Origin of the sequence: Arthrobacter sp. KBS0702 (assembly GCF_005937985.2) — a bacterium.
GTDB lineage: Bacteria > Actinomycetota > Actinomycetes > Actinomycetales > Micrococcaceae > Arthrobacter.
Genome location: NZ_CP042172.1, coordinates 828,544 through 841,712, shown reverse-complemented (window position 1 = coordinate 841,712; position 13,169 = coordinate 828,544). Strand labels below are relative to the sequence as shown.

Below are 13,169 nucleotides of genomic sequence, written 5' to 3'. Positions count from 1 at the left end.
GGCGCGTCGCCCTCCACCCAGCGAAGGAATGTGCCCGCAAATGACGCATGAGGAACCAAGACTCTTTGATCTTCCCGAGGCGCCACCCATACACCCAGTCGTCGAGGATCCTTTCGTGTCACCTGCGCAGATCGCAAGTATTCGTCGTTCCTTTGACAAAGTTGGAATATCCGACATGACCGAACGTCAGGACGTCATTCACAGTTCCATCGCTCGGAAAATTACGAATATTGGTGAAATCTATTCACGCGAAGTCCGCCAAGTGTTGTCTCGAATCGAACGGTGGGGACGTAAAACTGAGACACTTTCCGGCTCGGCCTGGGACAACCGTGAAGAAGAGACTTGGATCGACAAGCTCTAAAATATCCCGCACCAAGCCAGCAATTCGCCAGGCGAAGCCCGGGTCCCCTGCCGGCCCGCAAATAACGAGTTGGAATCCAACCTCGCTGAGCGAGCTTCAGCTCTGGTGAGCCAACCCAAACATGTCTACTGGGAAGACCGGCCTGGGCAGACCCCGGGCTCCTCGTGCCGGCTGTGGCTTTACTTCTAGTCCTCGGAACTCCCTTGCGCACCGACGGCAACGAGAGGCGGACGGCTCCCTAGCAGAGGAAGCATACAACCGTCGATATGCGCCGAGTGCTCTCGGTGTACGCAGCCGCAGTGGTTTGGAACAGATGGCTAAAATTCTACGGTCACCGACGGGTGGGCACCGTTGAAGACCACAATCGGCACATCGGGTATCCGCGATAGTAGGGCCTTTGGCTGAAGTGTTGAGGTGCCTGTCAGCCCGCGCGCATGGCAATGCACTGCAACGCTTAGCGGGTCGGGGGACGGATGAGCGCCAACTGAGCAAATTTCTCCCTCGACCTCAGAGACATAGTTTCAGCGATGCGCAGAAGGGACCCGGTGAACTTATGAGGTTGATCCTTTCACCTGAGGAAAACGGACAAATCTTCCACCCCCGGACAGGTCATAGGGATCATATTCATTGCGCCACCACAGCAGCCGTCGCAAACACATCCGCCGGCATCGGCCGGTGAAGCTTCCACGTGATCGCGATCGGCTTTTCACCCGAGTGCTGCACATAGTCCACCTGGCCCAGGCACGTGTACGGAACGGTCAGCCCGGTCTCGTCCTCCGACGTGTCGCGCGTGAAGATCAGGACCTTCGAGCCATGAGCAGCCCGGTCCAGGTAGCGCCTGCCCGTCGGACTTCCCGGCGAGGTGGCGTTCTGCGATTCCCAGTGAAAGAGCTCAGGGCTGATCGCATAGTCCTTATACATCGTCGTAGCCGAGTGCTTCTTGTCGTCCTTGTTGAGCGTAACGAAGAAGGCGTCCGTGGACGTCGCGGGACACCAGGCCACACCTTCGCGGTGCTGCACGTTCTTGCCGAGTTCCAGCGACCCGTACTGGAGCGCCGCCAGGATCTCCTCGCGCCGGTAGGTTGCGTGCGAGAGCAGCGGAACGTGCTGCAGCCCCGCACCGAGGCCCTTGGCGGCATGCTTGGACGTGGCCACGCCGAGCTTCACGATCTGGCGGATCTCACTGCACACGAACTGGTAGCCGCGCAGATAGTCCAGGCCGGCGTCGTACGACGGGAAACCGCCGCCGTCGTCCCAGAGCGTGTAGAACAGCATGCGGGCGAACGTCTGCTCGCGCATGCCGAGCTCCGCGTAGCGGGGCGCGTCGGCGCCGACCAGCATCGAGTACGCCGCGGCGCGTTCCGGATCATCCACATGGATCAGCGCGGCCATCCGGCCAAGGAGCTTCTTCTCGTCGGCGTCGGACAGCTCCCGGATCCTTCCGCCAAGCACCGTCTCCAGCGGCGAGTACCCGTCGATCAGCCGGGCCTGGCGCAGGTAGCCGGTCCACGAATCCCTGGTGGACCGGTAGATCGACTTCACGTCGTTCCCGGACCGCTCCAGATAGCTTGCCAGTTCCGTCTCCGCGTAGGAGGCGATGTCCCGGACCAGCTGGGCGCGGTTGAACCGGAGTTGGGCCTTGATGTTGTCCAGCACCACCTTCTGCGCCACCCGGTCCAGCACAATCTGCGAGCCCGACGGCAGGTAGGGGAACTCGTCCTCGACGGCCTTTTCCAGTTCCTTGCGCCCGTAGCCGGTGAGTGCCCGGTAGCGCAGGTCGAAGCGGAACTCGCGGCGTTGCTGGCCGATGAAGTCCATGACGGTCAGTACCGCCTTGCCCTCGGCGCGGCGCAGCCCTCGTCCCAGTTGCTGGAGGAAGATGGTGGCGCTCTGCGTGGGCCGGAGCATCAGGATGGTGTCCACCTGCGGGAGGTCCAGGCCTTCGTTGAAGAGGTCGACGGCGAAGACGCAGTTGATCTCGCGTTCGGCGAGCCGCTTCAGCGCTGCCGCGCGGTCGGCGTCGTCGGTGCTGCCGTCAACCGCTACGGAGGCGATGCCGGCGCGGTTGAAGACCTCGGCCATGTAGTGGGCGTGCTGGACCGAGACGCAGAAGCCGATGGCCCGCATCTGCTCGGTGCTGGTGACCTTGTCACGGAGTTCGCGGATCACCTTGGCGGCGCGCGCGTCGTTGCCGGTGTAGAGGTTGTTCAGCTGCGCGGTGTCATAGTTGCCGCGCTTCCATTCCAGCTGGCTCAGGTCGACGTCGTCCGAGATGCCGAAATAGTGGAACGGTACCAGCAGATCGGCGTCCAGGGCATCCCAGAGGCGCAGTTCGCTTGCGGTGCGGCCGTCGAAGAACTGCTGGGCGACGTCGACCCCATCGCCCCGTTCCGGCGTTGCGGTCAGGCCGAGCAGCTGCTGCGGCTGCAGGTGGTCCAGCAGCCGGCGGTAGGTGGGTGCCATGGCGTGGTGAAATTCGTCTATGACGACGACGTCAAAGAAGTCGGGTTCCAGCTTGTCGATGCCGAGGGAGGACAGTGACTGGACCGAGGCGAAGATGTGCTTCCACTGCCGTGGTTTGTGCTCCCCGACGTAGAGCTCGCCGAAGGCGCCGTCCTGCATGACGTCGCGGTAGGTGCGCATGGCCTGCTTGAGGATTTCCTGGCGGTGGGCGACAAAGAGCAACTTCAGGTCCTTGCCCGCCGCTTCGCGGAGGCGCTTGTAGTCCAGCGCCGCGATGACGGTCTTGCCAGTGCCGGTGGCGGCGACCAGGAGGTTGTGGTTGAAGCCTTTGAGCCGTTCGACTTCGAGATCTTCGAGCATCTCCTCTTGGTGGAGGAAGGGCTGGAGCTCAAGGCCGGTGGCTGCCCCGGGGATTGCCGTACGCCGGCCGCCGTTGCGGTCCAGCGCAGCGTCCAGCTTTTCGCCGTCGCGTTCCGGGTCGTAGCTTTGGAAAGCGCGCTGTTCCCAGTAGCTGTCGAAGGTGACCTCGAATTTCTGCAGCAGGGTGGGCGTGCCGACGGAGCTGAGCCGCACATTCCATTCCAGGCCGTCTAGAAGCGCGGCCTGGCTGAGGTTTGAACTGCCGACATAGGCCGTGTCGAAGCCGGAGTTGCGGCGGAACAGCCAGGCCTTGGCATGGAGGCGGGTGGCCTGGGTTTCGTAGTTGATCTTCACTTCGGCGCCGTAGCGGTCGACGAGTTCGTCGATGGCGCGACGTTCCGTGGCGCCCATGTAGGTGGTGGTGATGACCCTTAGGCGGGCGCCGCGTTCTTTGAGTTGCTCTAGGGCGGGTTCGAGGAGCCTTAGTCCGGTCCAGCGGACAAAGGCGCAGAGCAGGTCCACCGTGTTGGCCGACTCGATCTCGGTCCTGAGTTCCGCGGCGAGGTTGGGATCGTCTTTGCTGTTGGTCAGAAGAGCGGAGTCGCTCAGTTTGGTGGTGGGGCGGCGGAGGTTGCGGCGTTTGAGGGTGTCCGGGCGGTGGAGGGACTGGAGTTGGGTGGGACCGGGGGCGATGCGGTCTCCGGTGCTCAGTTCCTGGAGGAGCTTGTTCGCGAGGGCGACGCGGTCGGCTGGTTTGGCCGCGCTCAGGGCCCGGCGGACGGCGTCTGCTACGTGGCGGGAGAGGATATCCGGGGAATCTTCGTCTTCGATTTCTGCGAAGACTGGCTGCAGTTCTGCTTCCTGACCAAGCAGGCCACCAAGTGCATCCGTATTGAGAAGTTCGTACAGGCCCTCGGGCAGCTGCTCCGCTGCCGCTCCCCAAATGTAATTAGTCACTGCGCCAGGGTATTTGATGGCGTTCGCAATCCATGCGTTGACGCTAGTGTGTCCACCCGGGCGCAGCTAGGAGGCAGAACCCCTGTTGGGAGCCAGGGCGCGGGATTACGGCCGTTTGAATTAGGACCGGATTTGCAGTCCCGACCTTTCCGGGAACCATGCACTTGCTCGGCCGACGCGCCGACTGAGCAATACGCCGACTTTCTCCGGCATTGAACCTAGCATCGAGCTAAATGGTTCAGGAGGAAATGCAAGTGGTATCACCCAAGCAGCGACGAACGCTCTCGAGAACTTCCAGCTACTTGGATGCACTAGCGACTGCGCTTCGCGACCTTGGCGGTCCGACAACGATTCCCCACGAACTGACTCAAAACGCCGACGACGCCGGCAACGCGACCACTGTCACGTTCAAAGTCGACGATGAAGCGCTGACGGTGACGAACGATGGCACCTTCACCGACTGCAAGGACGACGGAGACACTTGCCTCTGGGCTCGACGCTGTGACCTACACGCATTCAGGCGCTTTGCTGGCCGCAACAAGGCAGACGACGCCAAAACTACAGGCGCATTCGGCGTCGGTTTCACCTCGGTCTATCAGATCACGGATCGCCCGGAGCTCCTCTATGCGGACCAGCACTGGATAATCGACGAGTCTGCGTCCGAAAATGAGCGGATCCGGGCCTGCGAAGGTGACTGCCGACGTAGTCACACCGCGGACGGAACGACGTTTGTACTTCCCTGGGCACGAGGGAACAGCGAATTTCGTGCTGCGCTTTCAGTTCCTCCGGTTACCGATGAGACAGTCGCCGAAATCGAGGACGCTCTGCTTGAAGCCGCCAAGCCAATGCTTATGTTTCTTCAGCATGTGTCGCAGATCGAAGTCACGACTCGCAAGCGTCACTATCGGGTCGAAGCGGCCCGGACGGCTAATGGCGTAGTCATCAAAGATGACGTCAACAACACTAACTGGCTGTTCTTGACAGCCGACTTTCGCCCGCAAGCAGAAGCTCTAGTCGCCGCTTCCCACGGGCTGATCGACGCCGACCGTTCCAGCGCCGTCACTGTTGCGCTTCCGATTGGGGCCGAATTCACTCCCGGGATGCTCTATGCAACTCTGCCTACGCAAACACCGAGCGGTCTTCCGGGCCGTGTGAATGCCGCTTTCTATCCCAGCACCGACCGAAAGTCCGTTCGCTTCGAGAGTGATGTCTACTCCGACTGGAACCGCGCTGCGATCGCCGCTGTCGGCTCCGCCCTCGCCGACGGTGCGATGGACCTGGTTCGCCAGATCGGCATTCCCGCTTTTTGGGAAATACTTGGAGAGATTGAAAGTCTTTCGCGGAATGCAGCAAGCAACAGTTCGGACCATTCGCAGACTTACCTTGACGAGTTGTTCCCTGTTGTATCGGATCTACCTGTCATAGAGACTACGCACGGCGCGTTCGTAACTCCGGCCGCAGCGTATCTCCCGATGCTTAGCGAAGCATACGATTCGGCTGACGCCCTCAACTCGATCGGTATGACGGTAGTTTCGAAAACCCTCCATCGGAGACTCCACACGAACAGTGTCTATAGGTCATTTGGAATCCGGCTCCTGACCTCCTCACACGTCGTGCGACACCTGATGGCGGCGGGCTTCACCACGCCCTTTACGCCGTCGACCGACACTTTAACCATGGCGCAGGTTAAACAGCTACTCGCCGTGCTGAGCCTTTTTCAGGGCAATATCTCCAACGTTGAGGGCATCAGAGGAGTCGCGATCGTCCCCTGTGGCAATGGCCTGATCGCGCCGGCTTCCAAGGTTGTCTGGCCATCCTCCGCCGAGGAAGCGGGGCTATTCGAGCTCCTCGTCGAGGGCCTCTTCATGGCGGACGCGGACATTATCACCGTGCTTTGCCCGGGGCTGCAACAGCTCTGGAAGCCTCTGGACGTCACTCAGGCAGCCGCTCTCCTTGAACGCGTCGATACCGAGAACCTGTCCGAGCTCGGGGACGAACTGCTCGCCTGGTTCGACCGACACTTACTTGAAATTGATTCATCCAAAGCACCCGAAATTGCAGCCTTGCCGATTTTCCCAACATCGAGCAAGACGTTCCGCCCTCTAACCGCGTTGTCGCTACCACAGGACTTCGACGACCCTGTCAACGTAGCCAGTCTCGTCGATTTTGAAACGGCGCGTGACTATCACCGGCTGCTCGACCGCTTGGGGGCTCGCCCTCTCGACGTCGTATCGTACTTCTTGATTCACGCATTGCCTGCAGCAAAGAACCTCCAGCTTGACAGCACTCAAGCCGCGCAACTTCTATCTCTAGTAGCCCGCTACGAGGTCGAGCTCGAGCCTCACAGGCATGAGTTTGCCAAAGCTGTTCTAATTCCAGGACTCGACGGCAAATTGCACACAGCTGATGAACTTCACCTCCCGTCAAATGAAATGGCCGTCCTTGCTCCGGATCTTCCGCTCGCGGACACCGCCGCCGTGCCTTCAACTGTCTTGGAGTGGCTTGGGGTCGCCCGAATTCCAACAGATGTGGCGCTCGAAGTTGCAGTGACCCGGCTGGCTGCCGGTACTTCGGATTCCGGTGAGAAAGTAGCCACAGCGATCCTCCATGTGCTGCAACTGCGCGCAACACATGCGGCCAGTTCCACTGAACAAGGGCCAGCACCAGCGTTCCTGACTTCACTTCCGTGGCTGCCGCTCAAGCGTGGGGGAACTAGCAAACCTTCGGAAGTGCTCCCTACGAACGCCCGGCATTTGTACGGTACGCAAGGGAACGAGCTTGGACTCTCGTCTCCCTCGCAGGTGCGCTACTTTTCACAATTAACTTGGCTCGGTATGCCGTCTAGCCCGCCTGTTCAGATCGTTGTCGAGCACCTTAAGCATTGCTCCGATACAGGAACAGATTTGAATCCGGACGTTTACCGAGTGCTGAGCGCCAACGCCGAGGACGACGCGGTCAAGCAACTTCGCAGCAGTCGGTGCATTCATCTTGGCCAGGGTGTGTTTGTGTCGCCATCCACGACGTTCTGGGGACGAACACCATTCGGTCGCTGGGGCGCGGAGCTGCCGGGCACTATGCGCGTTCACCAGAAGTTCTTCGATGCGGTCGGCGTTCGGGAAGAACCAGGCCCATTTGAGGTCGCAGCGGTGCTGAAAGCCATAGCTGACGAGTTCGGAACTGGCTTCCTCGGCGAGGATGCCGAGAGGGCTGTTCACGGCTGTTGGTCTCGCCTTTCTGAACTCCTCGACCACCCGGAAGCGGCCCGCGTGCTGACCGAACTTGGGCACACCAGGTCTGCGCTCGATCCTCGAGGCGTCCTCGCAAGCCCCAACGGTCTTTTCTTCGAAGACAGCAGGGGTACGTGCAAGCGGTTCAAACTGCTCACGAACAATGTGGTCCCGCGAGCGCAATCCACTTGGCCGTCACTCGAGCGCTCCGGCGTGCGGCGAGTCGAGGAACTAATCACAGCCTTGCTGGCCGGAGGTGCGTCCCAGCCGGACGACGAGCTCCCTCATCTGATAACGGAGCGCATTGGGGCCTTCCGTCGCTTGCTCAGCGACGACCAGTCAATCAGGGCAATGCAGCAGGTCAAAATGTTCCGCGCTCAGGATCTTGCTGTGAAATTCCGGGCCGAGCTGTACGGCTACACAGAGGTGGTGGGACCGGACCCCACCGACGCCATCTACTTGCGTGAGACAGACCAACTCGTTTACGACCATAGGTCCACCACACGTGCCCTCGCGCGAGAACTTGCACGGGCGATTCATCCCGACGACGATCCGGGGCGGCTAGCGATTCAACTCCAGCCAGTGATCGACGCGGCTTCCGCTGAGGACGCGCACAGCGCTCTTGACGACTATGGCATCGATAGGCTGGACACGGAGGAGCGTGAAGCCGCATGGAGCGCCGTTGCCCAGTTCAATGCTGAACTAGACGTCCTCGCAGACAACGACGTAGATCCAGCCGCCCACGCGGCTGAACACCACGCCGTTGCAGGAGATCAGACCCACTCGCCTTCATCAACGTCCGAGTCCAATTACGCTGGAACCGCCAGTGCAACCCCCAACCTTAAGAATCGTCATACTGATTTTGTGCACGCTCCAGCTAATTCCACGCCTGAGTTCCCTGACCAGGCGGGCCTAGGGTTCCGTTCACACAAGATTCAAGATGAGGGCGGGGCCGAGAACGGCGACAGCGGAGGTGAAGGACTCGACGCAAGGACAAGGAATGGACGGGGCCATGCGAACCGCTCCAGGTCGGGTCGACAGACCCGGCTGCGCTCCTACGTTCTCAACTCCGACAGCGACGACAGCGGGCGCGGGGCCTTTGGCGACGAGGCTCCGGACTTCACTCCGATTGACACCGCCGGCGTTGCACGTGTCCTCGAATACGAAAAGAAGTGTGGTCGGGAACCCGTCGAAATGGAGCACGGCAACCACGGATTCGACGTCGAATCCTACGACCGGCGCAACAATCTCGTGCGACGTATCGAGATCAAGTCCACAGGCGGCGCTTGGTCAGTGGCGGGGGTGATGCTGTCACAGCGGCAGCACAAGCAAGCACGAGAGGACGGAAACTTGTTTTGGCTTTACGTCGTCGAGAATGCTCTGGACGACGAAAATGCTCATATCTTCAGAATCCAGAACCCGGCCGGACGCATCGACTACTTTGGTTTCGACGACGGGTGGAAGACCATCGCCGAAACCGACATCGAACGAGACCCAGCCGGGGCGCCTGTTCTACTTTCAACTCGCAGCATCTTCGGGTTGTCCTGACGCAGTGTCCCTCCTGCCATGGAGCGCCCCGTCAGGGCCGACGACACCGATGCTGAGGGGCAACGAAGGTTCCGTCGTGGACCGACGGGGAATGGAAGCTCATGACGAACTACACATCCGCGCAGCACGAAGCAATCGGCTGCCTCGATCGGAATCTGCAAATCATTGCCTGCGCTGGTTCGGGCAAGACGCAGGTGATCTCTCAGCGCATCGCTGACATACTCTCCCAGCCTGGCGTAGCGCCGGCGAATATCGTCGCTTTCACGTTCACTGAGAAGGCCGCGGCGGAGCTAAAGGAGCGAGTGCTGGGCATCGTGGCCAAGCAAGACGGCAACATCACGGGGCTCGCGGAGATGTTCATCGGCACCATGCACGCCTACTGCCTGAACCTATTGCAGACCTACGTGCCGGAAACGTTTAAGTTCTCAGTGCTGTCGGAAGTCACCCAGCGGCTGCACATTGATCGGAATAGCAAACGCTCTGGCCTTACCGAAACGCCCACAATGTTGACCGCTGTCCCGCATCTTCGGCGCTATGTTCACTCGCGACTGTACTCACAGATTCTGTCGGTCTTGGCTGAGGATAACGTGGACCTCTCGCAGGTCGATCCCAGAGTGCTCCGGGCCCAGGAGTCGTACAAAATGCTGCTTGCCAGGAACGCCTATTTCGACTACGCGACGATGCTCGAACTTGCCGTCGAACTCCTCGAATCTGACTCAACTGCTCAGGAATCCGGGCTTAACCACCATATCCGCAACGACGTCCAGTACGTGGTCGTAGACGAGTACCAGGATGTGAATCCGCTGCAGGAACGCCTAGTACGAGCGTTGACGCAACACGGAGCCAATTTGTGTGTCGTCGGAGACGATGACCAGACGATTTACCAATGGCGCGGCTCAGCAGTGTCTAACATCATCACGTTCGCTGAGCGTCACGAAAATGTCTATCAGGTCACGCTCGCCGACAACTTTCGTTCGTCCAATGGCATCGTTGCCGTTGGACAGGCTGTGGCCGAGTCGATCCCACCGGAGCACCGACTGGCGAAGAAGATGCAGTACGCCTCCCATCAGGAGTGGGACCGCGGCGATATTCTCGCTCAAAACTTCGCTTCGCCGGAGGTTGAGGCCAGCTGGATCTGCGACCGGATCCAGGCCTTGCGAGGCGTAGCTTTCACCGATGCACCTGGCACACAGCCACGCGGGTTGTCCTGGTCGGACGCGGCAGTGCTGCTGCGTTCAGTGTCCGCAGATGGGGGGCCCCTCGTCAGGGAGTTGGACCGCCGCGGAATTCCGTACGTTGTCAAAGGATTGACCCGGCTCTTCGATGCGCCGGAAATCAAGGCCGTCGTGGCAATGTTTCAGTACATCGTTGGGGACATTTCCCGGGAAGTCCTCGAGGCGACTTGGAAAGCTGGACGAGTTGCGCCCGATGGCACCTCACTTGGCCCTTTGGTCACCGTGCTGGACGCGGCCAGCGACTTCTCCCGCGGCGTGCGTTGGGGCGTCTACAACATACAACGTATCTATCTCGATGCTCTCGAGGCCCTCTGCATCCGTGAGGATACGATTCCCGGCGACAAAGTTAGAGGCGAACTTGCTTTCTATCAGCTGGGCAAGTTCAGCCAGGTGATCTCCGACTTCGAGACCATCCATTTCTCCTCTTCACCTGACCAGAAATACCGGCAGTTCGTTGACTGGCTAGGGAACCAGGCGCCCGGGTATTACGACGACGCGGACGCCGACGTCGGTTACGCAGCTCCTGACGCGGTGACAATATCGACGGTGCACCGTGCAAAGGGTATGCAATGGCCTGCTGTATTCGTGCCGTGCCTCCGTCGAAACAGGTTTCCGAGCAAGCGCCACGGCGGTCTGAACGTATTTCACGTCATCCCTGAGTCAGCAATCGACGGGGCGGAGCGATACAAGGGCACTAAGGAAGACGAGCGCCGGCTCTTCTATGTTGCCGTGACCAGAGCCCAAAAATACCTCTATATGAGCTATTCACCCGGTCCGAGCTCTATGTACAAGAACCCATCGGAGTTCATACAGGAAGTCACGTCCGTCTCTTTCGTGTCGACCAGTGACAATGGACTGCCCGAGACGCTGCCCAGGCTCGACCCGCATCCGAAGATAGAGACACCGCAGGTCGCGCTGTCGTTCTCGGAGCTCAAGTATCTGTTCGAGTGCCCCTACCAGTTCAAGCTCCGGTTCATGTACGGGTTCAACGCCCCGATCCATGAGGCGTTGGGCTATGGCAAAGGACTTCATGACGCGCTAGCGGAAATGCACAAACGCGCGCTCGGCGGCTCTATAGCTACTCACGATGATGTCCACCGGCTGGTCCAGCGGCATCTGCACACGCCGTATGCTTACCCGGCGCTTCGCGAGGCTCTGGAGGAGGCAGCCAAAGAGTCACTCGGCCGCTACCTCGACCTGCACGGCAAAGACTTGGCCCGGACTATCCACTCCGAGAAGCAGATCCAAGTCCACATCGCCCCGGGGATAACTGTCGACGGGCGCATCGACTTGGTCAAACGACTCGAAACGGACGAAGTCTCCATCGTCGACTTCAAGTCAACGGAGCGCGCGCAGGAAGAGGAGATAACCCGCGACCAGCTCCATGTCTACGCCGTCGGATACGCGGAGCTGACCGGTGAGAATGCCGACCTAGTCGAAGTCCTCAACCTCGATGAAAAGGGCAAGAACGTCCGCGAAGAGATCCGCGATGAACTCCTGGACGAAGTGCGCGGACGCATCAAGAAGGCTGGCGCGTCGCTGCGCGAGAACAACCTGGCCAAGTATCAGACATGGACAACTGCCTGCGACAAATGCGATTTGGTGGCGTTGTGCCGGACGAAGAAAACGAGCCGTCCAGGACAAGCAAGCTGATCCACGCCCGCATGTTTTGGGAACGGCCCGAATGCCCTGAGACTCAGCAACTCATGCGGGATCTTCAGCTGACAGCCACGAACGTCCAATTGTAATGTCGCGTGGTCTCTGCAACTCCTCGACACAACTTTGCCTGATCCCCGTTTACGAAACGCAACGCGATCCGCAAACGACCCCTTACTGTTGATCCTGCACACAACGAAACCGTTTACGTAAACCGTTTGCGTGATCCGGCCCACAGCGGGATCACGCAGCACCCACAGGCAGTCTCAGGGAGGAGGAACAGTGGTCACCATCCGCGATGTCGCCAGACACGCCGGCGTCTCCCCGGCCACCGTCTCCCGGGTTGTCAACGGTCTGGTCGGCTACTCCGACGAGACTCGGGAACGCGTCGAAACAGCGGTCAAGAGCCTCTCCTATGAAACGGACCACCTCGCCCGGGGCCTGAAAACCCGGCAGACCTCCGTGATCGGGCTCCTCGCCCCCATGGTTTCCGACGCCCTCGCCTCGCAGGTCATGCAAGGCGTCGAGGAGGAAGCCCAGGAACGCGGCTACGCCGTGATGCTCGGCCGCACCGGCGCCAAGTCCGCCTACATCGCCGGCTACCTCCGCACGCTGCGCACCTACCGGGCCGCCGGCGTCATCCTCATCTCCGCGGTGATCACGCCGGAGACGCGGCAACTGCTCGGCCCCAACGTCCCGATCATCTCCGTCGCCATCAGCGACAAGTCCGGCTCGCCCAGTGTGGCAATCGACGACGAGCAGGCAGCCTACGACGCGACCCGTCACCTGCTGCGGCTCGGCCACCGGCGGATCGGCTTGCTGACCGGTGATCCGGCGTCGATCTACGTCGCCCAGCCCCGCAAACGGGGCTACCTCCGCGCCATGACCGAAGCCGGTTGCCCTCCAGTGACCGCCACCGGCAGCTTCTTCTACGAAAGCGGCGCCGCCGGCGTCGACGAACTCCTGCAGCAGGACCCTCGCCTCACCGCCATCTTCGCGATGAGCGACGAGATGGGCGCCGCCGTCGTCAATGAACTGCAGCGGCGCGGACTCCGCGTGCCGGAGGACGTCTCCGTCCTGGGCTTCGACAACACCTCCACCTCCCGGCACGTGAACCCGCCGCTGAGCACCATGGCGCAGCCGCTGGAGGAAATGGGACGGATGGCCGTGAAAAAGCTCCTCCGCTCCCGGGACCTGGGACCGAAGATCATGCCGCACCGGCTGATCGAGCGCGGCTCCACCGCCCCGCCCAGCCCAACACCGGCCAACCCAACACCGCCCAGCCAGCCACCCACCGGCTAGACCCGCACAAACCACCACCCACGGCGGCCGGCGCAGGATCGCAACCCCCGCGCCGAAAAC

The 13,169-nt window shown here is 60.8% G+C and carries 5 protein-coding genes; 4 read left to right on the top strand and 1 reads right to left on the bottom strand.

The features are described from left to right. The first annotated feature begins 40 nt into the window (after positions 1-40). A complete protein-coding gene (locus tag FFF93_RS03905) occupies positions 41-361 on the top strand; it encodes a hypothetical protein (RefSeq protein ID WP_138770075.1) in 321 nt (106 codons plus the stop codon). Positions 362-985: 624 nt separating this feature from the next. On the opposite strand, the gene FFF93_RS03900 is transcribed toward FFF93_RS03905, so the two are convergent. After that, entirely contained in the window at positions 986-4,141 is a 3,156-nt protein-coding gene (locus FFF93_RS03900; protein ID WP_138770076.1) for a DUF3427 domain-containing protein, read from the bottom strand. 233 nt (positions 4,142-4,374) lie between these two features. Here FFF93_RS03900 and FFF93_RS03895 point away from each other — a divergent pair, with 233 nt between their 5' ends. The 3 genes from FFF93_RS03895 (at position 4,375) to FFF93_RS03885 (ending at position 13,109) form a co-directional block, all read left to right on the top strand. After that, on the top strand, positions 4,375-8,916 hold the full coding sequence (locus tag FFF93_RS03895) for a DUF3883 domain-containing protein (RefSeq protein WP_138770077.1): 4,542 nt from the start codon (positions 4,375-4,377) through the stop codon (positions 8,914-8,916). Between the two features lie 101 nt (positions 8,917-9,017). Further along, positions 9,018-11,804 (top strand): ATP-dependent DNA helicase, encoded by a 2,787-nt coding sequence (locus FFF93_RS03890; RefSeq protein ID WP_138770078.1) that lies wholly within the window; start codon positions 9,018-9,020, stop codon positions 11,802-11,804. A gap of 285 nt (positions 11,805-12,089) precedes the next feature. After that, a complete protein-coding gene (locus tag FFF93_RS03885) occupies positions 12,090-13,109 on the top strand; it encodes a LacI family DNA-binding transcriptional regulator (protein WP_138770079.1) in 1,020 nt (339 codons plus the stop codon). Positions 13,110-13,169 lie beyond the last annotated feature (60 nt).